This window comes from Sheuella amnicola, from assembly GCF_010499255.1.
Taxonomy (GTDB): domain Bacteria; phylum Pseudomonadota; class Gammaproteobacteria; order Burkholderiales; family Burkholderiaceae_B; genus Zwartia; species Zwartia amnicola.
In genome coordinates this window covers 1-24,701 of the sequence record NZ_JAAGRN010000007.1, presented here as the reverse complement: position 1 = coordinate 24,701, position 24,701 = coordinate 1, and the positions used below count along the sequence as shown (strand labels likewise).

General features: G+C 48.7%; 18 protein-coding genes. 6 read left to right on the top strand and 12 right to left on the bottom strand.

Annotation, left to right across the window (positions count from 1 at the left end; all coding sequences use genetic code 11):
• Positions 1-13 precede the first annotated feature (13 nt).
• Complete coding sequence (locus tag G3I67_RS10910; RefSeq protein WP_235931868.1) at positions 14-1,303, top strand: malonyl-CoA decarboxylase; 1,290 nt, start codon at positions 14-16, stop codon at positions 1,301-1,303.
• A 37-nt stretch (positions 1,304-1,340) separates the two neighbouring features.
• On the opposite strand, the gene G3I67_RS10905 is transcribed toward G3I67_RS10910, so the two are convergent.
• The 4 genes from G3I67_RS10905 to G3I67_RS10890 form a co-directional block, all read right to left on the bottom strand.
• Complete coding sequence (locus G3I67_RS10905; protein WP_163655260.1) at positions 1,341-2,810, bottom strand: efflux transporter outer membrane subunit; 1,470 nt, start codon at positions 2,808-2,810, stop codon at positions 1,341-1,343.
• Complete coding sequence (locus tag G3I67_RS10900; RefSeq protein ID WP_163655257.1) at positions 2,807-5,965, bottom strand: efflux RND transporter permease subunit; 3,159 nt, start codon at positions 5,963-5,965, stop codon at positions 2,807-2,809. The genes G3I67_RS10905 and G3I67_RS10900 overlap by 4 nt, the downstream gene beginning before the upstream one ends.
• Positions 5,965-7,140, bottom strand: coding sequence for an efflux RND transporter periplasmic adaptor subunit (locus tag G3I67_RS10895; RefSeq protein ID WP_163655255.1), 1,176 nt, complete (start codon positions 7,138-7,140; stop codon positions 5,965-5,967). The genes G3I67_RS10900 and G3I67_RS10895 overlap by 1 nt, the downstream gene beginning before the upstream one ends.
• 103 nt (positions 7,141-7,243) lie before the next feature.
• Complete coding sequence (locus G3I67_RS10890) at positions 7,244-8,329, bottom strand: isocitrate/isopropylmalate dehydrogenase family protein (RefSeq protein WP_163655253.1); 1,086 nt, start codon at positions 8,327-8,329, stop codon at positions 7,244-7,246.
• 120 nt (positions 8,330-8,449) lie between these two features.
• On the opposite strand from G3I67_RS10890, the gene G3I67_RS10885 reads away from it, so the two are divergent.
• Positions 8,450-9,658: an ammonium transporter gene (locus G3I67_RS10885; protein WP_163655251.1), complete on the top strand. Its 1,209-nt coding sequence runs from the start codon at positions 8,450-8,452 to the stop codon at positions 9,656-9,658.
• A 30-nt stretch (positions 9,659-9,688) separates the two neighbouring features.
• Positions 9,689-10,357: a DsbA family oxidoreductase gene (locus G3I67_RS10880; protein ID WP_163655249.1), complete on the top strand. Its 669-nt coding sequence runs from the start codon at positions 9,689-9,691 to the stop codon at positions 10,355-10,357.
• Here the strand turns inward: G3I67_RS10880 and argE are convergent.
• On the bottom strand, positions 10,336-11,517 hold the full coding sequence (gene argE, locus G3I67_RS10875; RefSeq protein WP_163655247.1) for an acetylornithine deacetylase: 1,182 nt from the start codon (positions 11,515-11,517) through the stop codon (positions 10,336-10,338). The genes G3I67_RS10880 and argE overlap by 22 nt on opposite strands.
• 74 nt (positions 11,518-11,591) lie before the next feature.
• Between argE and G3I67_RS10870 the strand changes: the two genes are divergently transcribed.
• On the top strand, positions 11,592-12,365 hold the full coding sequence (locus G3I67_RS10870) for an SDR family NAD(P)-dependent oxidoreductase (RefSeq protein WP_163655245.1): 774 nt from the start codon (positions 11,592-11,594) through the stop codon (positions 12,363-12,365).
• 6 nt (positions 12,366-12,371) lie between these two features.
• Here G3I67_RS10870 and G3I67_RS10865 read toward each other — a convergent pair whose 3' ends face one another.
• Genes G3I67_RS10865 through G3I67_RS10855 form a run of 3 tightly spaced genes read right to left on the bottom strand, consistent with a single transcriptional unit; the run spans position 12,372 to position 17,095 of the window.
• The gene (locus G3I67_RS10865; RefSeq protein WP_163655243.1) at positions 12,372-13,580 is read right to left on the bottom strand and encodes a beta-barrel domain-containing protein; all 1,209 of its coding nucleotides are present in this window, start codon (positions 13,578-13,580) and stop codon (positions 12,372-12,374) included.
• Positions 13,581-13,624: 44 nt separating this feature from the next.
• A complete protein-coding gene (locus tag G3I67_RS10860) occupies positions 13,625-15,796 on the bottom strand; it encodes a type I secretion system permease/ATPase (protein ID WP_163655241.1) in 2,172 nt (723 codons plus the stop codon).
• A gap of 24 nt (positions 15,797-15,820) precedes the next feature.
• On the bottom strand, positions 15,821-17,095 hold the full coding sequence (locus G3I67_RS10855; protein WP_163655239.1) for a TolC family protein: 1,275 nt from the start codon (positions 17,093-17,095) through the stop codon (positions 15,821-15,823).
• Between the two features lie 226 nt (positions 17,096-17,321).
• Between G3I67_RS10855 and G3I67_RS10850 the strand changes: the two genes are divergently transcribed.
• Positions 17,322-18,035, top strand: coding sequence for a haloacid dehalogenase type II (locus G3I67_RS10850; RefSeq protein ID WP_311197090.1), 714 nt, complete (start codon positions 17,322-17,324; stop codon positions 18,033-18,035).
• 41 nt (positions 18,036-18,076) lie between these two features.
• Here the strand turns inward: G3I67_RS10850 and G3I67_RS10845 are convergent, their stop codons facing one another.
• From G3I67_RS10845 to G3I67_RS10835, 3 genes are read right to left on the bottom strand one after another with little or no spacing between them, the layout of a single operon-like run.
• Positions 18,077-19,495 carry a serine/threonine protein kinase gene (locus G3I67_RS10845; RefSeq protein ID WP_163655237.1) on the bottom strand — a complete coding sequence of 473 codons (1,419 nt, stop codon included), beginning with the start codon at positions 19,493-19,495 and terminating at the stop codon, positions 18,077-18,079.
• A 16-nt stretch (positions 19,496-19,511) separates the two neighbouring features.
• Positions 19,512-20,264, bottom strand: coding sequence for a metallophosphoesterase family protein (locus G3I67_RS10840; RefSeq protein ID WP_163655235.1), 753 nt, complete (start codon positions 20,262-20,264; stop codon positions 19,512-19,514).
• A gap of 17 nt (positions 20,265-20,281) precedes the next feature.
• On the bottom strand, positions 20,282-20,818 hold the full coding sequence (locus tag G3I67_RS10835; RefSeq protein ID WP_163655233.1) for a YaeQ family protein: 537 nt from the start codon (positions 20,816-20,818) through the stop codon (positions 20,282-20,284).
• 126 nt (positions 20,819-20,944) lie between these two features.
• Here G3I67_RS10835 and G3I67_RS10830 point away from each other — a divergent pair, with 126 nt between their 5' ends.
• Positions 20,945-22,558 (top strand): NAD(P)/FAD-dependent oxidoreductase, encoded by a 1,614-nt coding sequence (locus G3I67_RS10830; RefSeq protein ID WP_163655231.1) that lies wholly within the window; start codon positions 20,945-20,947, stop codon positions 22,556-22,558.
• Positions 22,559-22,689: 131 nt separating this feature from the next.
• Here G3I67_RS10830 and G3I67_RS10825 read toward each other — a convergent pair.
• The coding region (locus G3I67_RS10825) for a cadherin repeat domain-containing protein (protein ID WP_163655229.1) at positions 22,690-24,701 on the bottom strand (2,012 nt) is incomplete at its 5' end.

Genomic DNA, 24,701 nt, shown 5'->3' with positions numbered 1-24,701 from the left:
TTTGGAGCTTGCGATGATTCTGCTGGAAAAAATTGTTCAATCAAGACATCAATCCAAAATAAATCAAGCCGTCAAACGCTTGATGTCCGGACCTGGCGAAGCCAACAGTTCAAGCATGGCTCAAGATGTCATTCGGCACTACCAGGCGCTGGACGATGGCGGACGCCTGGACTTTTACTCTTTACTCGCAGAAAAATTCAATCCTGATCCAAAAAGCGTGATGCAGGCTGCGCTAGCCTATGCAGAGCAACCCGATGCGCGGAATCTGATTGCTCTGACCCGTATTACAGAGTCCCCCAGACAAGAATTGCTCAGAAGATTAAATCGCGCACCAGGCGGCACGAAAATCATTCTGACGATGCGCCGGGAAATTCTTAAATTACTCGAAAAACGTCGCGACCTAGCGGCGTTGGACTACGACATCAGGCATTTACTGTCTTCCTGGTTTAATCCCGGTTTTCTTAAAATGCATCGCGTCGACTGGCAGTCGCCTGCGCATGTACTCGAAAAAATTATCCATCATGAAGCGGTTCATGCCATTGATGGTTGGGATGATTTAAGGAGACGTCTTCAACCCGACCGCCGTTGTTTTGCTTTTTTTCACCCTCAATTACCCGATGAGCCACTGATTTTTGTCGAAGTTGCTTTGCTAGGGGACATTCCGGATGCAATCGGCCCGCTGGTCGATAAAAAATCGGAACCCAATGAAGCAACGAAATTCAAAGTGGCTGTTTTCTATTCGATCAGTAACTGCGAACCCGGATTGCGTGGCGTTTCATTAGGGAATTTCCTGATCAAACGGGTGGCCGATCAACTTAAAGCCGAATTTCCAAGCTTAAAGACATTTGTCACGCTTTCACCCATACCCGGATTTGTGGACTGGATGTCAAAACCGGCTGACCACGCTGTGTTCGAAAAACACCCCGGCGTGGCGGAAAAATACGAAAAAGCTCTTCAACTGATCAGTCTCAAAGGTAAAACATGGGTGCAACGGCTGACTGAAGGATGGACACCCGCGACTTCGACAGATGCTGAAAAAAATGCTTTGCAAACTCTTTGTGCAACCTATTTGATCTATTTTTCGACGCATCGATCCGGGAGTCCTGTCGCTAAATTTCACCTCGGCAACGGCGCCAGACTAAACCGAATTAATTGGGCGGCCGATTTATCGAAAAAAGGTCTAAAAGAATCCGCCGGACTCATGGTCAATTATTTATATGATCTGGATGAGGTGGAGGAAAATCATGAGAAATTCAATCAAGGAGAAGTGGTGTTCGCCAGATCCGTTGGCAAATCGATCTGAATAAAACCGATTGCCCTCCTAATCATTAGTCATGCGATCACTGTCTTACCCAGCCACCACCCAGCGCTTTGAAAAGATCGACGCTTGCCTGCAACCGCGCGGATCTATTCACGACAAATGCCAACTTAGCCTCGTTTGCAGCACGTTGCGACTCCAGCACACTCAAAAAGTCGACATAACCTGCTTCATAGCGGGTTAAAGCGAGCTCCTGAGCTTTGGAGGCCGCCGCGACTTGAGTATTCAAATACATTTCTGTTTGATAGGTTTGACTTACTGATACCAATGCGTCACTCACCTCGCCGTAGGCACCGCGAACGACCTTGACATAGTTACCTAGAGATTCCTGTTGCTGAGCGCGTGCAAAATCCAAACGCCCTTGCAAGAGTCCGCCGGAAAAAATCGGTTGAACCAGCCCCAAACCAGCGGACCAGACCAAACTTTGTCCGGACAAAAAGGCGCTGAAGTCGACACTTTGCGCACCTAGCAGCCCAGTCAACGAAAACGTTGGCAACAGCCCGGCTGTCGCTACGCCAATTCTGGCATTAGCAGCGCGCAACTCCTGTTCTGCACGATTCACATCAGGACGATTTTCAAGCAAGGATGAAGGCAAGCCTTCAGGCGGCAGTGGAGGGATCGGCAATGCGCGAACATCACCAGGCGAAATAACCAGATCAAGTTTTCCGGTCAGTACAGCCAATTGATTCTGCACGACGGCCCGCACTCTTTTCTGTTCAGACAACAAGGCCTGAGCGCTAGCCTGCGCCGCCAAAGCTTGATTCAAATCGATCGGAGATACCAAACCCCCTTCGAGTTTGGCTTTCGCAATACGCAACGAATCGCCTCTGGTGCGAACAGAATCCTCTAAAACATTAATCTGTGCATCCAATGAGCGCAAGCGCAAATATGTGTTTGCCACCAGTCCGGATAGCGTCAGTCGAACGCTTGCCTGATCGTAAACACTTGCATTGACCAGGGAAGTGGCGGATTCGATATTGCGACGCACACGTCCCCACACATCTATTTCGTAAGAAGTCGTAAGCGCTGCTTGCGTTGTATTTGCAAGAACGCTCACACCTGATACGGTCGCCACAGATCCCGATGAAGACCTGACTCCACCGGCTGCAAGATTCAATGTCGGATAAAGAGCCGCTCCTGCCTGTTTGGCAAGTGCCTCAGCCTGCCCAAGCCGTGCCATAGCAATCATGACATCGGCATTATCCTGATGCGCCCTGCGCATTAATTCATTAAGTTGTGGATCATTGAATAGATCCCACCAGTCGGGTCGAATCGCGGCGGATGCTTGCAATGCTGCGGCATTCGATCCCGAGGCTGTCGCAGCCGGATCATTTATCGATTGCGCAGAACGGTATGCATCCGGCAACTTCATGTCGGGACGTTCGTAGTCGGGTCCGAGCAGGCAACCTGACAAGCTTGATGCGACAAGGACTATTGCTGCAACTTTTAACTTTGCAGTCAGCGGCTGTAACGAATATAACGACTTCATCATGACCGATCCTCAGGTTTTGAGGACACCACCTCTGCAATAGCATGTCCCGAATCGGGAGTACCTTTTTTGCCGTGCTTGTCGCGCGAAAGCCAAGTAAAGAACATAGGTACAAAAATAGTCGCAATAAACGTGGACGCAACCATGCCACCGAACACCCCGGTTCCCATTGAGCGACGCGCCGCTGCGCCCGCCCCTGAAGAGATCACCAACGGAAACACTCCAAGGATGAACGCCAGAGAAGTCATCACAATCGGTCTGAATCGCAACTTGGCAGCAACAAGTGCCGCCTGCATGCTGCTCATTCCCTGTTCGCGTTTCTGCGCTGCGAACTCAACGATCAGAATCGCATTTTTAGCTGATAGTCCAACAAGCACCACTAGTCCGATCTGAAAGTAAATATCGTTGGGCATGCCTCTAATCATGACCGCCATCAACGCCCCCATCAAGGCAAAAGGCACTGCCAGCAGAACTGCGATCGGTAAAGACCACTTCTCATACTGCGCCGAGAGGATCAAAAACACCATGATCAAACCAAAAACAAATGCCACTGCAGAAGTTGTCCCAGTGCGGATTTCCTGAAAAGCCTGTCCGGACCATGCAAGATCATATGAAGGCGGAAGGACTTGACCAGCCACCTCCCGCACGACGCGAATGGCATCTCCGGAGCTCAATCCCGGAGCGGCACTACCTAACACCTTGGCGGCAAGAAAACCATTGAAACGTTCAAGTTGCTCAGGACCGACAACTTGCTTAACGGACACCAGAGCCGAAACAGGAACCATGCTGCCGTTACCGGCTCTTACATAAATCTGCCCAATGTCAGTAGGATCGGTACGGTACTGGGAATCGGCTTGCAACTGGACGCGATAGGTTCTTCCGCTGAGGTTGAAGTCGTTTACATATAACGACCCCATCATTGCCTGCAGACTCTGATAAACATCGGCAACCGGTATATCCAGGGAAAGCGATTTAGCTTCATCGACCTCAAGGAATAATTGAGGAGCGGTCGGCCTGAAAAAAGTATTAATACCTGTCAATTCGGGACGATTTCGAAGAGCATCCGTAAAGTTATTAATCACCTCTGCCAATTTAGCTGGATTAGGCTCACCCTTGGATTGAACATAAAACTCGAATCCGCCAGCACTACCCAATCCCCTGATGGGTGGAGGATTAAATACCAGAGCCATGCCATCAGGAAAACTCATTCCAATACCAGTGAATTTTTTAGCTAGCGTCTCGGCACTGGTCGTTCTTTCTTTCCAATCTTTCAATGGTATGAATATTGTGCCTGCGTTCGTCTTGACACCGCCGCCTATGATGTCATTGCCAGCAATAACAAATACCCGAGCGACGGCAGGATCTTGCACAACCGCGCGCTGAAAAGATTCACCCGTGTTTTGTGTACGTTGAATGCTTGCGCCGTCTGGCAAAACAAGCGCACTAATCAAATAGCCCTGATCCTCGGCAGGCACAAATCCACCGGGAACGGCCCTGAACATTACGATGCTACCAACAATCACTAAAGCAAAAACACTTGTCCCAATCAAACGGTGATGCAAGGTCTTATCGACAATCAAACTGTATTTCTCGGTGAGTGTGTTGAATTTCCGATTAAACCACTTGAAAAAACGATTAGGTTCAGTATGCGTGGGCTTCAACAAGACGGCGCACAAAGCAGGGGTCAACGTTAAAGCGACAATCCCGGATAAAAATACGGACAAAGCCACAGTTACCGCAAACTGCTGATAAAGCTTGCCGGCAATTCCACCAAGAAATGCGACCGGAATAAATACGGCCGCTAGCACCAACACGATCGCGACCACCGCACCGGATACCTCTCGCATGGCCTCGTAAGCCGCTTCCCTGGGAGGCAAACGATGTTCTGTCATCAAGCGCTCGACGTTCTCCAGCACAACGATCGCATCATCAACGACAATACCGATCGCGAGTACCATCGCAAAAAGCGTCAAGGTATTAATCGAAAAACCGAACAACCATAATCCGGCAAAAGTGCCAATCAGGGATACGGGAACCGCTATGAGCGGAATCAGGGTCGCACGCCAATTTTGCAGAAACAGGTAAACCACCAGCGCAACCAGAACCATTGCCTCAAGCAATGTCTTCACAACCTCGCTGATCGAAGCATCTACAAACTTGGTCGTATCGAAAGGAATGACATAATCGACACCAGGCGGAAATCTTTTCTTGAGCGACTCCAGCGTACTGTAAACCCGTTGTGCAACATCCAGTGCATTTGCGCCGGATTGCAAAAAGATGCCGATCACAGCTGCAGGTTGTCCGAGCATGGTGGTGAAAGCATCGTAATTGGCGGCATCAAGCTCGACTCTGGCAACATCCTTGACTCTTAGGACACCACCGGGGCCGTTTGATCGAATGACAATGTCGCCAAACTGCTCGGGGGTCATCAACCGCCCTTTTGCCGTAACGGTATAAGTCAACTGCTGCCCTTGAGGAGCTGGCTCTTGTCCGATTTTTCCGGCTACGTTTTGCTTATTTTGGGATGCAATCGCATTGGCGACATCACTTGTCGTCACCCCCAATTGCGCCATACGATCCGGATTCAGCCATATCCGCATCGAGTAATCTTTGGCACCGAAAATCTGGGCGTCCCCTACTCCGGGAATTCGTTTTAAATCATCCAGAACATTAATAAGCGCGTAATTCGAGAGATATAAAGCAGAATATTCCCCCTGTGTCGATGTGATCGCCGTGGCCAGCAAAATATCGTTTGAACGTTTTTGTACCGTCACTCCATATTGACGAACAACATCAGGCAAGCGAGGTTCTGCAATCTTCACGCGATTATTCACGTTGACTGTCGCGATATCGATATTTGTACCGACTTCAAAAGTCGCGGATATCGTCAATTGCCCGTTGGAAGCGGCCGTGGAATTGAAATACAACAGGTTTTCAACACCCGCCAATTGCTCTTCGATCGGACCTGCCACTGTTTTTGTCAATGTCTCGGTCGAAGCACCGGGATAATTGGCGGAAATCACGACTGTCGGTGGTGCAATTTCCGGGTATTGCGCAATCGGCAATACTCGCAATGCCATTAATCCTGCGATCACGATCGTGATCGAGATGACAGATGAAAAAATCGGCCGACTAATAAAGAAACTGGAAAAACTCATCAACCTTCCTTGCCGTTCTTCTGCTGATCACTTCCTTTTGCCGCTGGTTCAAGCGGAACAACTGTGGGTGTAACCGTAGTACCAGGGCGGATCTTGATGATGTTATCGATGACGACACGATCACCTGCTTTCAAACCGGATAAGACGATCCAGTTCTTGCCGTGCCACATTCCCATTTGCAAAGGAGCTGGCACGACCTTGTTGTCCGCATCCAGTTTCCAGACCATAAATCCGCGTTCGGACTGAATGACAGCAGCTTGGGGCACCAAATAAACATTTTCCTGTTTACCGGTGGTAAGTCTGACCTTCAAAAATTGTCCCGGCAAAATTTGTTGGTCCGGATTTGGGAACTCGGCACGAAATTGTTGAGTACCTAATTTTTGATCAATGAAAGTAGAGAGGAAATTCAACTTTCCCGGATAGGGATATAACTTGCCATTAGGCAAGTAAATTTCCACCTGGCTTGTCTGCTCGGGGTTGAGACGTCCGCCCGGAAGTCTGGCAGTTTCACTGCTCGAAAGACCGAACCTCACCCAAATCGGGTTAATTTCGTAGATAGAGGTCAACAAACTGCCATCACTCGTCGTCGTGATCAGGTTACCCTCAGATCGCTGTGCACGCCCACTGACTCCACTCATTGGAGCAGTCACTGTCGACCACTTTAAATTCAGCCGGGCAGTCTTTAGATTGGCCTGCGCAATCTCATTGGCAGTCGTGGCATCATCATATTCTTTTCGACTGACGGCTTGTTGGGCGAACAACATTTTTAACCGAGCAGCCTCGCGCGCGGTCTGTTTTGCCTTGGCTTGCGCCTCTTCCAGGGTTATCTTGAAAGGTTCAGGATCAATTTGAAAAAGAGGCTGCCCCTCTTTGACCCAAGCGCCTTCTTCATACAGGCGCTTGATCAAAATTCCGCCGACTCGCGAACGAACCTCGGTTTCTTTTGCGCCTTCAGCCTGAGCAGTCACCTCAAGAATGTTCGGCAAAGTCACCGATGAAACCTCAATCACTGATACAGGCAGTGCAGGAGGTTTGCCGGCATTGCCTTGAGCTCGTGAAGGCGAAACGAGCAACAACCCGCTCAAAAGGACTGACGCCACTCCGAACACTGAAAAAAACGAACGCAGCAAAACATTCCCGCCCGAATCGGCGACTTTACGCACAGATGAAAACATCCGGATATCCCAATCGAATTCTTGAATGTATTCATTTTATATGGGATAACCCTTAAAAACATTAAATGCCCTTATATGAATATAAGGGCATCAGTTCTATCACTTATGTTAGATGCTTCAGAATGGCCTCAGTTACATCGGTACAGCTTGCATTCCCGCCCAAATCCCTTGGTATCGCGATTTTTTCACTCAACATGGCTTCTACCGCTCTTTCGACTCTCTGTGCCGAGGCAAGAAGCGAAGAATCAGAATGTCGATCACTTAACCATCGCAACATCAAGGCACCTGATAAAACTGTGGCTAGAGGGCTAGCGATATTTTGTCCGGCAATGTCGGGGGCCGATCCATGCGCTCCCTGAAAAAGGCCATGCGTATCGCCAACCTCTCCTGACGGAGCAATTCCCATCCCACCCACTGTCGCAGCCCCCAAATCCGAAATAATGTCTCCAAACATATTTTCGGCAACGATGACATCATAAAAATCAGGTTTTTTAACCATATGCACCGTGATCGCATCAGCATATGCATAATCGATTTCCACATCGGGATAGTCTTTTGAAACTTCATCACAGACCGATCTGAAAAAGGCATAGCTGCGCAGGATATTTGCTTTGTCACAAACCGTCAGGCGACGTTTACCGTCTCTTGGAGCACCATTGCGCTTACGCGAAAGATCGAAAGCAAAACGAGCAACTCGCTCAATACCCTTTCGAGTCATGACCAGCGTATCCGTCACGACTTCGCCTCTCAATGAAACACCTGCTCCTCTACTTGCATACAAGCCTTCGGTATTTTCGCGAACGATGACATAGTCGATCTCACCGGATGCACGATTTTTCAATGGTGAAAAATCGCCCTGGTACAACCGGATTGGCCTAACATTTGCATACAAATCGAGCTTGAAACGAAGCTGAAGGTGCAAATCATTCCCCACTTCGGTGCCATCTGGATAGGTCACATCAGGCATTCCCGCAGCACCATGAAAGATTGCATGCGAGTCGCGGCATGCTTGGAAAGTATCCTCCGGCAACACGAATCCCGATCGGACATAATGTGTTGCACCGCCCGGATACTGATTAAAGTCCAGTACCCCTGCACCACAAGTCTCTTGCAACACCGTCACAGCTGACTGACAAACCTCCGGTCCAATACCGTCGCCTTCTATTGTTGCTATTTGATACTTAGCCATTCTCTCGTCCCCATTTTGGTGCAAATCATGTTTTATAGTGGGCCATTATGCCTCTTAATTCCGTTAAGATTTTTTCCACATTTTGTTGAAGTATTTCTATTGTCAACCGACAAGGCTATCGTGGAAAATATTCAAACAGGCATTGACGCCTTATTTATACTGCTTGGCGCGATCATGATTCTCGCTATGCATGCCGGCTTCGCATTTCTTGAGTTAGGCACTGTGCGCGAAAAAAACCAAGTGAACGCCTTGGTCAAAATTCTCGTCGACTTTTCAGTTTCAACCATTGCCTATTTCTTCATTGGTTACTCGATCGCCTACGGAACCAACTTCTGGTCCAGCGCAGACGTTCTTGCGCAAAAGAGTGGCTTCGAGTTGGTGAAATTCTTTTTTCTTTTAACTTTTGCAGCGGCCATTCCTGCGATTATTTCAGGCGGCATTGCCGAGCGGTCTAAATTCAACCCTCAACTTCTGGCAACTTTTTTGCTGGTTGGTTTGATTTATCCCCTATTCGAAGGCATTGTCTGGAATCCGACACATCCTTTCGGCTTTCAACCGTGGATCAAGGCGCTAACAGGTGAAGAATTTCATGATTTTGCGGGCTCAGTTGTCGTTCACGCGATGGGTGGTTGGATCGCATTACCAGCTATCTTGCTGTTAGGCGCCAGAATGGGACGATATCGTAAAGACGGCCGCATTTCCGCTCATCCACCATCGAATGTGCCCTTTCTCGCTTTAGGTGCATGGATACTGACTGTAGGCTGGTTTGGGTTTAACGTCATGAGTGCGCAAACCATAGACAAAATGAGCGGCCTGGTTGCGATCAACTCATTGATGGCCATGGTTGGCGGAACATTATCCGGGTGGTTTATTGGTAAAAATGACGCGGGCTTTAGTTACAACGGCCCTCTTGCAGGCTTGGTTGCTGTGTGCGCAGGCTCTGATGTGATGCATCCTTTGGGTGCACTTGTTGTAGGACTGGTGGCGGGAGCGTTATTCGTCATGGTGTTCATCCGAGAACAAAATCGATGGAAAATAGATGATGTCCTGGGAGTTTGGCCCCTTCATGGCTTATGTGGTGTTTGGGGAGGTATTGCTGCAGGTATCTTCGGTCAACAGGCATTAGGTGGCCTTGGTGGTGTGAGTGTCGTCGCGCAGTTGATTGGAACGGTTTTGGCAGTGACGATCGCGCTTGTTGGCGGCTATGTGGTTTACGGGCTGCTCAAAGTAACTGTGGGCTTAAGATTGAGTCAGGAAGAAGAGCATGCAGGCGCCGACCTCAGCATTCACCACGTGTCTGCCACTCCAGAATCCGAAAGCTCCTGGTAAAGTCAACACTTCAACCCAAACGAGAGTGTCATGAACGAGAAAATCATTATCGATGTAGTCTCCGACATTGCATGCCCTTGGTGCGCGGTCGGTCTTGGCTCTCTTGAACAAGCGGTCAAACAAGTTGAAGACGAAATCAAGATAGAGATCCGCTTCCAGCCTTTCGAACTCAATCCTGATATGCCACAAGGTGGTCAGGAAGTGATTGAGCATTTAATGCAAAAGTATGGAATGCCGGAAGAACAAATCAGGCGTAACCAGGCAAATATCTACAATCGAGCAGCAGCTGTCGGATTTCACTTTCATCCTGAAGGGCGAAAGCATGTCTACAACACTTTCGACTCCCATCGCCTTTTACATTGGGCGTTAACGGAATACGGACCTCTCGAACAATATCGACTGAAAAAAGAACTGCTCGCGACCTACTTCACTTTGGCTGTGAACCTGGATGATCAATCCAATTTGATTGATGCCGTTCAAAGGGCTGGGCTTGATATTGAACGTGCCGGACAAGTTCTTGAGTCCGGTGCATATGCCGATGACGTACGTACCACTGAGCGAAAATACACCGGAATGGGAATCAACTCAGTCCCGTCATTGATTTTCAATCAAAAATACCTGCTTCAGGGCGCTCAACCAGTCGACTCTTTAGTGCAAGCGCTACGTCAACTCGCTGCTCAGCAGAGCAGTACTTCCTGAGTCATTCTTTCGCGCAGACGATCAAGAAAGCCCAGACACTCTTCAAGTTGACTGACTTCAACGTATTCGTTAGGTTTATGGGCAACATCAATATCCCCCGGACCGACAACGACGCAAGGAATACCTGCCTGATGCAACCATCCTGCATCGGTTGCAAAGGAAACTCTTCCCAATAAATTGTTTCTGGCTAAGGCACGTCCCAGGTATGAGATGGGCGCTTCATCAGGGGTATTCAATGGCGCAGCATTTGCGAGTGTTTCGAAAGTGATGTCCGCCTGAGAATAAATATTGCGCATTTCAACTTTTATTTTCTCGGCATATGACTGGATTTTGCCAATCAACTCATCTGCATTGCTTTGAGGCAATGGCCTGCAATCGAATACAAATTCGCAATCCTTCGGAACGATATTCGGCGCGGTTCCACCTTTAATCAATCCAGTCTGCATCGTAGTATGCGCAACCTTGAATCCCGAATCAAAGGGACCGTGGGTTCTCAAGTCAACGGCCACCTGGCGTATTTGCTCGATGATTCGTCCGGCATATTCAATCGCATTGACTGCCTCTGGAGCCAAAGAGGAATGGGCCTCCAATCCTCGCACGTGACATCTTGTCACTCTAATGCCTTTATGGGCTGTCATCACTTGCATTCTAGTGGGTTCGCCCACAAAACAACCCGCAGGGTGTATGTCCAATGCTTGCAAGTCGCGAATCAAAGTCTGAACTCCAACGCAACCGACCTCTTCATCGTAAGTTAAGGCCAAGTGCAAAGGTTGCTTCAACGCGCTGGATTGATAGGAAGGCAACATCGCAAGGGTTGCAGCGATAAACCCTTTCATATCGACTGCGCCTCGACCGTAAATTTTGCCATCTGCGATATGAGCTTCAAAAGGGTTTGTATCCCATGCCTGTCCATCAACCGGCACGACATCAGTATGACCGCATAGGACAATACCGCGACCCGATTGATTGCCTATCGTCGCGAACAAATTAGCTTTCCGCTTGTCGGCATCGTAGGACAATCTGGAATCGATTCCCAAGTCGGCTAAATAATTTTGCACAAACTGTATCAAGCCCAGGTTTGATTCACGACTTGTCGTATCGAACGCAACCAGTGCCTTGAGCAGTTCTATCGTTTTTTGGAGAATCTTGTTCGAATTCATGGAAATCAACCTGTGTAATCAAAGTTAATGTATTGTTTAAAGATTCTACCCTCAACCAATAATGGAGACTCATTGTGGATCTTGGACTTAATCAACGTGTCGCACTGGTCACTGGCGCATCTCAGGGAATAGGCAAAGCTATCGCTGCAAAACTAGCTCAAGAAGGTGCAAGCGTCGTATTGACCGCTCGTGGCGAAGATAGACTTAATCAGGTTGTCAGTGAAATTCGCGCAGCAGGAGGCAAAGCTGTAGGAATTGCTGCCGACGTGAGCAAAAAAGAGGATTGCGAACGCTTGATTCAATACACCGTCGATACATACGGAAAAATCGACATTCTGATCAATAACGCAGGCACCTCCGCAACTGGTGAGTTTGAAGCTGCTTCGGACGATATCTGGCAAGCCGATTTTGACTTGAAACTATTCGCTGCCATACGTCTGTCCCGCTTAGCGATACCCTTCATGAAAAAACAAAACTGGGGGCGAATCATCAACCTCACCAATATTGGCGCTAAACAACCGGCGGCCAAATCTATGCCGACAACTGTCACTCGAGCGGCTGGTCTCGCCTTGACAAAAGCTTTATCGAAAGAGTTTGCTCCGAACAATATTCTGGTTAACAGCATTTGCATCGGCTTGATTAAAGCTGGTCAACATGAAACTAAGGCTGCTAAAGCCGGCATTCCAGTTGAACAACTGTATGAAACCCTTGGAAAAAATGTCCCACTTGGACGTGTTGGTCGCGCTGAAGAGGTCGCAAACGTGGCAGCCTTTCTGTCATCCGAAGCTGCAAGCTACGTGACTGGAAGCAGCATTAACCTAGATGGAGGCACATCAGGCGTCATGTAACGCAAATCAGCGCTCTCTCAAAGCCTGGCTAACCGATTGCAATGGCCTAAAAAGATATTCCAAAACAGTTTTTTCTCCTGTTCTGATATCGACGGTCGCGGTCATGCCAGGCAAAGGTTCAAGCACACGCCCCGCGCGTTCAACTTTAGAGTTGAGAATACGCACCAAAATGCGGTAATACCCCTCCTCCAAATCCGCTTGATTGGCCCCTGGCTTCTTAACCTTGTTTTCATCCTTCAATGTATCGGGACTTAAGTGCTCAAGCACGCCATCAAGTCCGCCGTATTTATTGAAATCATAAGCAGTCAATTTAACCACCGCTGCCTGACCGACCTTCAAGAACGCAACCTCGGATGGTTTAACGTAAGCTTCAACCAGCATTTCATCGTCAACTGGAACAATTTCCAAAATATTCTGTCCAGCCTGAATGACTCCACCAATGGTATTGACCTGCACATTCTTGACAACCCCCTTCATCGGTGAACGTATCACCGTTCTTTTATATGCATCCTCTCTGGCCAGAGCATTTTCTTTGGTCTGCGACAACTCGGCCTCAACACGAATCAATTCATTATTCGCATCAGTTAAATATCGATTGCGTCGTTCTACGATTTGCCCCATCAAATCGGCTTGCTGCCGTTTAAGTCTCAACAATTCAACTTCGGAAACCACTCCCTCATTAACCAAGGGCGCAGTAAGAGATATTTCACGAGTCAATGCGGCGAGTGATCGCTCCATTGCCGCAATATGCTCATTGACGGCCTGCTTTCGTGCCTTATATGCCTGCGTTTCTCTATCGACAATTTGAGGAAACTCTTTAATCTCTTCGGGAAACACCAATTCGGTGCCATAAGACTCTGCCCGCAATCTGGCTGCTTGAGCCGAAAGTGCCAACCATTTTTCCCTTGCTTCGCGATATACAGGGCCGGAACGATTGTCATCGATTCGTAACAGGATCTGATCCTTTTCGACTGAATCACCTTCATGCACATACATTTCAGCCAAAATTCCGGCATCCAGACTTTGGATGACCTGCTCGCGACTGGATGGAATGACCTTTCCTTGACCTTTTGTGATTTCATCCAAATGAAAGTTGGAGGCCCAAATCAAAGCGATCAATAATGTCAGGCCGACAGCCCAAATCAAGTGGCGACCTGCCCGGCGCTCATCATCCTCGACCGACTTGAATGACATTCGATGATTAAAACGAGCCATACAAACACCTGAAATTCTCGATTAATTGGGGGTAGCGATTCATTTCAAGCCTGCGCCTGTTTGGTGTCCTGCATGGGAACACCTCTTGAAAGTTGCGCCAGTACGTTTTCTTTTGGCCCTTGAGTCACAATGACACCTCGTTCCAAAACAGCAATCGTATCGACAAGCGAAAGCAATTGGGGACGATGCGTAGCCAGAACAAGCGTTCTACCCTTAAGCCAAGTTGACATCACTTCAATCACACAGGCTTCGGAATTCTGATCCATGTGCGATGTCGGCTCATCCATGAAAACTATCGACGGTTCACGCAACATCATTCTGGCAATGGCAAGCATCTGCCGCTGTCCTCCCGACATCCCGCCGCCGGCTTCAGTCAGCGGCATATCCATCCCCCGCGGATGGCTTGCAACCACTTCATACATTCCGAGTTGTTTCAGTACATTCAAAATTGAAACGTCGCTAATCCACGAATCGGACAGCACCAAATTTTCACGCAATGTACCCATGAACAACTGATCATCCTGTCCAACGTATCCGATGAATCCGCGCAATTCCGCAGGATCGATCTGTTGAACTTCAATATCATCAACACGCAAACTACCACCCAGAGGCGTATACAAACCAGCCAACAATCTCAGGTATGTGCTTTTTCCGCTACCGATTCGACCCAGCAGGGCAACGTGTTCACCGGCTTCGATCTTCATCGTCACTCTTCGAATAATCGGTATCTTGTGCTCCCCCGGATAAGCGAATTCCAGATCTTCTGCGGACAAACTGCCGTGAAGTTGAGTGAGAGGTACATAACGTTTGTTATTGTCCCGATCCCTAGGCCGCTTCATTAGGCCTTCCAGTGTTTCAAGAGAAATAACCGCTTGCTGATACCGGGATGCTAATGACATGATGGACCCCATCGGACCAATCGCACGACCGGCAAGAATGACAGAAGCGATCAAACCACCCAGCGTCAACATATTCGAGTGAATGAGATAAACCCCGATCACAATCATTGCCACCGTCACGAATTGAGTCAATGCCGTTGTCAATCCGGTGATTAAATTAGAGAGCGCTCGGGTCTGTTTGTATGATTCGGACGCGGCCACGTTTGCCACTTCCCAGCGACGTTGCAAGTAGCTTTCGGCATTGTGTGCCTTGAGCAATTCAAGATTCAACACCGATTCGACCAGAACACTTTGCCGATCACCGGACTCTTTCATGTTGGTTCGCATCGCCTTAAGCATGGGATGCTGCGCAGCCAACCCAATGATGACAAGCAGCAATGCGATGACTGCCGGAATCAACATCAAGGGCCAGGCAATCACGCCTATCAATGCGATGAACATAATGGCGAAAGGCAAATCCGCAAGAAGCACGAGCGAGGCCGATGAAAAGAAGTCCCGCAAGGATTCGAAATCTCGCATGGAGCTGGCAAAAATTCCGATCGACTGTGGTCGATGCTCCAACCTGATCGACATAATTTCGCGCAATAACAACGCATTGATCGCCAAGTCGGCTTTTTTACCGCCTAAATCCACTAGGCGCGCCTTGAGCCAGCGCATGATAAATTCAAGAAAAATCGCTACTGATGTACCAATCGCCAATGTCCATAAGGAGGTATACGCTTGTGTCGGGACAACCCTGTCATAAACGTTCATCGAGAAAAATACCAATGCAAGGGTGAGTATGTTTGCCACAAGCGTGGCGACCATCGAATCAACGTAATATCCCTTGAATCTCCATAATGTCCCCCAGAACCAGGCGAATGCATCACCCCCATAAGGAACGAGCTGCTGCTGTCCTGTTTGAGGAGCAACACGAACATGAAGAATCTCTCCTGTCGATAACGCCTCAATTTCATCTACAAGTATGGTGAGCTCTTCCATGCCTGTCTCTGGCATCAATACGGTTGCTTCACCCCCCTTGATCGATCTCAAAATGCAAGCACGTCCGTCAATAAACGGAACAATGATTGGCATTGCATAATTTGGAACGGACTTGGGACGTGCACGCGACCAGGCCGCGCGCATGCCATGCTTAAGTGCTAAATCAGGAAATGCCTCAAGCGGAATTCTGCCTTCTTCATTAACTGCAAAACCGGTCCTCAGCGCTGGCAAATGAGCAGGACAGTTCAACAATACCGAAATTAAAGCCAGACAAGTCAGTAGCGGGTCATCCGATGCTTGGGATGGGTTGGCAACAGGAGAGTGGGCTACATTCATAGATATGATTATTGAAGCGGGTCTTTAACCCGATTTTTTTTGAAATTGTTTAATCTGGTACGAAATAGCCAACTTACCCATCGCTGCCAGCACTCTGGCTCGATACGCCTTTTCGTCGTACGAAGCAATAATCGCATTGCTTTTATAGGAATACTGATCCGCCTGTACGTTCAATACATCGAGCAAAGACCTCTTCCCGATCATGAACTGTTTAAGATAGCTGTCGACAACTGACTGTCCAGTCGCACTCTGACCTTTACCGATCTTGCTGCGCTCTTGGGCAGTCTTCCAGTCCGACCAGGCCGATAATAGTTTTTCCCTTTGAGTAAGTCGTGCTTCTTTCACTTCAAACTCGAGTGCTCTCAATTGTCCCTGAGCCTGATCCACCGCCCCCACAGTGGAGCCTCCGGAAAAAATCGGCATATTCACTGTCAATTGGGCAATGTAGTCACCTTGCCCCGAACCTTGGGTTGTTTGTTTGCCGTAACTGACATTAACCGTGGGTGAGTATTGTGATTTCGCGTTATCGACATTCGCTCGTGCTGCTTCCATTTCAGCAATTTTTTGCGCGATCACAGGATGCCTGTCGTTTATCTCTGCTGCGGCCTGCTCGGCCTTGGCAGGAATCGTGCCGGGCATATCATTCATACCTGTCGGTTTTGACGGCATTTTGCCAAGTAGCATTCTGTTCAATCTCTGCGCTGCAATCCCAAGCTCTGCTTCCCTTTGCTGTAAAGATAATGTTGCGTTTTCATACCGCACGCGCGCCTGACTTAAATCGGCGCCTCGACCACGATCGACATCACTGATTTTTTTGATATCGTTCATGATTTTTTGGTGTGTAGCCACATTCTCCTTGGCTAACTTCACAAGATCCAGTCCGCGCGACCAATTCAAATAAGCCTCGATCACTAAAAGGGCAACTTCGTCCTTGGTGATTTTTTGCTGCTGCTGACTTGCAGAAGACAATGCTTTGGATCGATCAACGTCAGCCTGAATCTTGCCCCCGGCCCATACGTTCATGTTGACTGTCGGAGACTGAATCCAGGAGTTTGCTCCGGAATTTCCATTGCCATACGTACTCTGGGTACCACTCCACGAGACCTGGGGGTAGTGTGCACCTTGCGCACGAGTAATGTCCGCATCGGCCGCTGCCGACTTTGCGCGAGAAGCCAATATTGAGGGATATTGCTCTAGCGCGATATAGACTGCCTCGGTCATCGTTTGAGCATGCGCTACGCCTGCCAGCGCAAACAATGCTAACCAAGGGGTGTACTTCAGCAGGCGTGAAACTTGCATAAAATCTAACTTTTAACTTTATGAAACTTAGCTAACTATTTAAATTTTTTAGAAATTTTTTCACGCACGCCAATCCCTGTAAATTCCCTCAAGGGAGTACTCTCTTGGCGGAAATATTGAAAATCATGGGTAAATCCGATCCTCCGATCCAATCAACTAGCATCGACCTGTGCTCTTGACGTACCATGCAAGATCATGTTTCAAAACAATTTCGGGGAGCAAAAAAGTGAGCACATCAACCGTAAAAGCGATGGTGTTCGATACATTCGGATCCGTCGTTGATTGGCGCGGCAGCATCATTCGTGATCTCAGCCAGTGGGGGCTTGCGAATGGAATCACTGCGGACTGGGCAAAGCTAGCAGATCAGTGGCGATCGCTTTACCAGCCCCAAATGGAAAAAGTCAGATCCGGTGAACGCGAGTGGACCATACTTGACGTATTGCATCGAGAGTCGCTTGATGCTCTTTTACCGGAGTTCGGTCTTCAATCATTGACCGAAAATCAGAGACAGCATGTAAATAAAGTTTGGCACAGACTAGACGCATGGCCCGACTCGATTGGTGGTCTTTTGCGTCTCAAAAGCAAGTACATCATCGCTCCACTATCCAATGGAAATATCTCTCTACTGACAAACATGGCCAAATACGCCGGACTACCTTGGGATTTGAATTTATCCACAGAGGTGTTCAAGTGCTACAAACCCCAGCCTCAGTCATATCTTGGAGTGTGTGCGGCACTGCAACTTCGTCCTGATGAAGTCATGATGTGCGCTGCGCACAATGACGACTTGTTGGCCGCTCGTCGGGTTGGTCTGAAAACGGCATTCTGGCCTCGCCCTACTGAGCACGGACCAGATCAGACAACCAATCTTCAAGCAACGGAAAGTTGGGATATCGTGGCCAAGGATATTCGAGACCTCGCTCGTCAAATGGGTGTCTAAGTCAGATTAAATACATCAGGTTCAATTTGATAATGGATCGCTCAACTTCGAACGATATGGACACTACAGGGAGCCTCTTCGACAATTTTAGTCATTGAGGTTCTCCAAGGCACGACCTTATTCGGAACTTGGCGTGACGCGCCAATCAAAATAAGCGATGCGGCGTTATCTTGCGCAAACTCGACGATTCGGGCGGCCGGATCCATGGCCTCTAGTACATGGCAGGAAAAACGCTCAGGTGGAAGCTTCAGAGGTTCTGCCCATTTCATCAGTTGCACCAAGTGCCCCCGCACAATTCCACTGGCAGACTGCGCTTCTTGCTGACCATCGATCGCAGGCGTTCCGGGAATCGTACTTAAGCAGATCAGACGACTTTCAGGATCAACTTGCATTAAAAGCGAAGCTGCGCTCAGCATTCTCTCGCGAAGGCGAGCATCCGACTGCCTTGTATCGATTGCTGCGATAATCAAAGGAGTTGCATCCTGCTCAACACTAGGCGCAGGGCATGATGATGGCACATAGCCTGCGGCGCGCCACCAACGCTTAACGCTATTTAAGAAACCTAAAGACTTCAATCTTTCGGCGCGTTCGGTTAATTTCACGCTCTCAGGCTCAAGCAAACACTGCCTCAAGCGGCTAGCGCTTTGATAGCGATCCACCGCTCTGGCCTCCAGGCAACGCAGCACCACCTCTTGCAACCAGGGAGGCGTATCGGGCCGCAATGCCCGTGGTGCAGTAGGCTGAGCCCAGAGACGTCTACGTAAACCACCCATGGACTGAGGATTACCAAAAGGCAATTCATCAGTCAGCATTTCATACAAAATCACGCCAATTGAAAATATGTCGCTACGACTATCTTCTCTGACACCCATGATCTGCTCAGGAGAAACATAAGGAGCCGAACCAACTCCCTTACGCATTTCTTCGGCTAGTAAATCCGGAAAATGCGCATGGTGAGCTAATCCGAAATCAATCAAAGTTAATTTGCCGGATGCATCAAGCAAAATATTTTCCGGCTTCAGATCAAGATGAATGACATCCTGCGCGTGCAAAGACTGCACAGCTTGCGCCAAAGTTGCACCGATCCGAATCACCTCAGAGATCGGGAATCGTCCAACCTGTTCACCGAGCTCTTCCAAGGACGTGCCGGCAACGCGTTCCATCGCAATATAAGGATGCGTCGCTATCGTGCCACCACCCAAAAACTTGGGAACATCGGGACTATCCAACACACTCATGATATTGAGTTCAGTCTCAAAGCCGATCAGGCTTTCAACCGGTTGATTGCGTCCCACTCTAGGAATTTTTAAAAGAATCGGCAGATCGATTCCCTCTTTTGTAGCGCTGATCAGGACGGCCATCCCACCACGATGAACTTCTTCACCGAGCACAAAACCATCTATTACCTTACCAGCCTGAAACGCTTCATCAACGGCCGGAATGTCTGAAGCCTTACTCATGGAGCACTACCTCGCACTAGTCGGCCGTAATCAAACGATCCGCAAGACTATCGGGCAACCCCGCTCGCCGAACCTTTTCCGCCGCGGTGTAATAATCATAGGGGACACGCTGAAAACTCATGTGTTGCTCGCGCGGGTCGAATACCGCGAAGCACGCTTCTGGCAAACCATCTCGAGGCTGACCCACGGAACCAACCACCGCCACCCAACGACGATGACTAGGCATCGGGACTTCTTTACCTGCGTGAGGTTTAAAACGTCTGAGCTTACCAATTTCAGTCTGATAGAACAGCATTGGATCATGCTCATGCCCAACAAAGGTATAGATCTCCCCGGAATGCTCTGCACACTGCCAAGCACTGACATCATTATTTACGTAACGCCAGCTCTCTGGCTGATATGCTGAAGCATGAACATAACAAGCATCCCCGTCTTTCAGGATCAGGGGAAGCTGTTTTAAAAAATCAAGCTGTTGTGCATTGAGTTGCGCACGAGTCCACTCTGTTGCTGTCCAAGCAGCGGGATTCATTAACCGGCTATGGTCGGTAAATATCGCCTGATCATGATTGCCCATCACTGCGACTGCTCGGCCAGAGGCAACCAGTGCAGCAATCCGATCCACAACGGCGGCGGGGTCAGCGTTATAACCGACCAAGTCTCCGAGGAAAACCATGCGACTCACGCCGAGTTCGCCAGCCCGTTCCAAACAGGCATCCAACGCCTCAAGATTACTGTGTATATCGGCAAACAAACCAATGCGTTCGCTCATGATGCACCTCGACTTCGTTATCGCCAAACCTCTTGTTGAACCGTCAGTTGTCCATTGGCGTTCGAAATAAAAACTTCACCATCCTGAATATTCACATGCAAAGTCATATTTCTTTCGGCGTAGGCAGCTAGGGCTTTTGTTTCCTCCGATGGCAAGTAGATCACCTTCAGATTTTTGACTCGTTCAAGCTTGTTACGGACCCCATCCCACCAGATTTTGCTAGCGTGACCGTTATAGCAATAGATGACAACCAGATCGGCACGACCACAGGCCTTCAATATGCGCTTTTCTTCTGGCTGACCAACGTCAATCCATAACTGAATCGCACCAGTCAGATCTTTTAGCCAAACATCTGGCTCATCCACCTCGCTTAAGCCTTTTGTAAACGTCAGATATTCATGTCCATTTAAAGCGAATGCAAGCAACCTGACCATCATTCTTTCATCAGTTTCAGACGGATGCCTGGCCAGCGTCAATGAATGTGTCGCGTAATAGTGCCGATCGGAATCAGCGATATTCAGTTCTGTTTTAAAAATGGTTGCGCGTAGGGCCATGAGCTTCTAATCTTTATCCTTAAAAGTTCTTTTGCTCATAAAAAATACCTTTCTCTGGGCAAACTAAGTCCGTTCCCCCCCAGCTTATCAGGATTTTTACGTCTGATTTGTGTATCGTTCACATCTATGATCCATATCACTGAATTACGCCTGCCCGTTCATCACAGCCCAGAAGAGCTGAAACAGGCCATTATCCAACGGCTAAACCTACGAAGCGGTGACCTGCTTAGCTTCATCGTCTTTAAGCGCAGCTACGATGCACGCAAAAATTCCGCGCTGTCTTTCATCTATACCGTTGATGTGGAAGTCAAAAACGAGCAAGATATCTTAAGAAAGTTTAGTCATGATGCGCACGTCAAACCTTCTCCTGACACCGAGTATCATTTTGTTGCGAACGCTTCTCAAGTAAAGAACTTTTCATCCAAACTCAGACCGGTGGTGATCGGTTTTGGACCCTGTGGAATTTTTGCCGCACTGACGCTTGCCCAAATGGGGTTTAAACCGCTCGTGCTCGAAAGGGGCAAAGCCGTACGGGAACGCACCCAGGACACCTGGGGACTATGGCGAAAAAACAAACTCAACCCCGAGTCGAATGTACAGTTCGGAGAGGGGGGTGCAGGCACATTTTCCGATGGCAAACTGTACAGCCAGATTAAAGATCCGAAATTTTATGGCCGCAAGGTCATTCAGGAATTTGTCAAAGCTGGTGCGCCAGAAGAAATCACCTACGTCGCAAAACCACACATCGGCACATTCCGACTGGTCGGCGTGGTTGAAAAAATGCGACAGGAAATCATTGATCTAGGCGGAGAGATACGCTTTTCGCAAAAAGTCACTGGATTTGACATAGAAAATCATCAAATTCAGGCGATTCGACTTGAGAATGGTGAAACAATCTTTACCGATCACGTCGTGCTGGCACTAGGACACAGTGCTCGTGACACTTTCAAGGTACTGCATGACGCGGGCGTCTACATGGAGGCAAAACCTTTCTCTGTCGGCTTTCGAATCGAACATCCTCAGTCAATGATTGATCGCGCCAGACTAGGGCCGCATGCAGGTAATGAACTGATTGGTGCAGCGGACTATAAATTAGTCCATCATGCCAGCAACGGGCGCACTGTTTACAGCTTCTGCATGTGCCCAGGTGGCACTGTTGTTGCCGCGACCTCCGAACCCAATCGCGTCGTCACCAATGGCATGAGCCAGTATTCTCGCAACGAGCGCAATGCCAATGCAGGTATCGTTGTTGGCATCACTCCAGAGGACTACCCTGGCGGGCCGCTTGCAGGAATCGAATTTCAACGCGCACTTGAATCTCGCGCCTTTGTACTCGGGGGCGGCACCTATGAAGCACCCGGTCAGCTCGTAGGTGATTTTTTAAAAGGCAAGCCCTCAACCCAGATCGCCAGTGTGATTCCTTCTTACAAACCAGGCGTACATTTAACCGATCTGGCAACAAGTTTGCCGGACTACGCTATTCAAGCGATTCGTGAAGCCATTCCTGCGTTTGAAAAAAAAATCAAAGGCTTTTCAATGCCTGATGCCGTACTGACAGGCGTTGAAACACGAACCTCGTCGCCTTTGAGAATTAAACGGAGCGAGAACTATCAAAGTGTCAATATAAAAGGCTTGTACCCTGCTGGGGAGGGTGCCGGCTATGCCGGTGGCATTATGTCAGCCGGTGTCGACGGAATTCGCGTAGCAGAAGCTGTGGCGCTTGACTATGTAAATGGGTAGCGCTGCTGGCCTCTTTCAAAATCTTTGCAGCCAGCAGGTCTACATTGCCGCGTACAAACAGAATTACTGAAAGATTCACATAATATAACCAATAGGGAGTGCTTTAAAGGCACTCACCTTTTCTTTGAGCTTTATGGATTGTGAATAATTGGATTACTCAGAGTTGGATCAACTTGGGGCTCTGAGGACGATGTCACAATAGGATCCGCGGCGACGACAGGATCCGATGTTGCTGAAACGCCTGTCTGTGCTGCCACATCTGTTGCGCCATCAACCACATCCGTCCATGCCGTAGCAACCAAGGGAGCATCCACCGCGGCTGAGGACACAACAACCTCCGTCCAGGCACCAGCGACCAGTGGAGCAGGATCCCCAACGTGATAGGACGTATCTACAACCACAGTTTGTGGATTGATCGTTGTTTCCTGATTTGGTTCGATGGTATAGGTCACACCACCCAACTCAAGATAAAGTGGCTCTGAACTACTGATCGCAGGTTCAAGAACACATGTCATGCTCGTTTGATCCATCGATACGACTGAATGAGCACTTTGAGTCTCGTTCGGATTCACTAGACCAGCTGTTGTCTCATCCGTCAGATTCTGACTTGTGGCAAAAGCGACATCTTCAGCCAAATAGGTTTTGCCGTCAGCCATTGTATAGGTCGTGTGCCCATAAATAATTACATCGCCGTTTGCTGCCTCTGTTGTCTCGCCAGATGATTGGAGTGAAATACTAGTTATGCCTACTTCTGCCAAAGATTTAAATTCACCACCTGCTACGGTGCCATTTGAGTCGGAGTCTTGCCAAACGCCAAACTGGGAAAAAGCAGCATCCTTAGAGTCAAAGACCCCGTCTTTGTTTATGTCATAGACTTTTGCCAATCCCTCGAGATCTGTTTCGCCATCTTCAGTAGAAAAGACAATATTAATTTTTCCATTCTCATCCAAATTAGCTAACAAGCCATCTCCTTGCCCAACCCAAGCGGTCGATTCAGCGATGCCATCTTTGTTGTAGTCATAAGTCACACCAAAACTCTGGTCAAGATAATGAACACCGTTGCCGTCCATATCAAAACTGATGGGCGTTGCGTAGATTGTTTTATTTGTTGTGAAGGTATTCGAAGTCAAGAGATTGGTAGGATCGGCAAATGCTTTGAGATAATACAGTTGCCCACCCGCGTTCTTCGTGGGCTGCGTGTATACAAAAGTTGAGTCTCCATCACCAATATTGGCTTTAAATATCGCGGTTGTTCCTGCGTTACCAATATCATTTTTATTCAAATATTGAACGACTGCAGCCAATTTGGCTGTTGAATCAACAACGACTGGATTTCCCAATGTCGCATCATTATTACCTGTTACAAAAGTGATTACCCCAGAATTAACGGAATGAGACTGTACTTTCGCGCCATTAATCGTTAAGATTGAATCAGAAAAATTCCCCTTGTTTATATCAGCCATCACAGATACCGTGTTTGTTGGCAAATTTAATATATCAGCACTTCCTGGCAACCCATTTGACGATTGATAGCCAACGATCGTGTCATAGCCAGTAATAGTTCCCGAATTTCCTGATCCTCCAATGGTGAATGATGAAGTCCCGTTGGCAAAATTAAAGGTATCCACTCCATACGTGCCGGTGAATGTTTCATTTGCTGTCGATGTCGCTGTAAATGTCGAACCAGGTATAACTTCACTGACATCTGTCACCGTAATCGCGACCGCCTGGGTCGTGATGTTCGTGCCATCCGAGGCGCTCACCACAATGTCGTATACGTTATTGCCACCGCTATCGGCGGGGGCTTCGTAATTCGGCGAAGCCTTAAACGTCACCTCACCCGTAGACGTATTGATGTTGAACTTGTCCGCATCCGTTCCGCTGAGGGAGTACGTCAGGGTCGCACCCTGATCCACATCGCTCGCCACAGCCGTATAGACCACGGTTGAAGTCGAGACGTTTTCCTCAACGGAGGCCGTGGCACCCGAGGTAAACGTCGGGGCTTCGTTGGCGTTCGTCACCGTAATCGCGACCGCCTGGGTCGTGATGTTCGTGCCATCCGAGGCGCTCACCACAATGTCGTATACGTTATTGCCACCGCTATCGGCGGGGGCTTCGTAATTCGGCGAAGCCTTAAACGTCA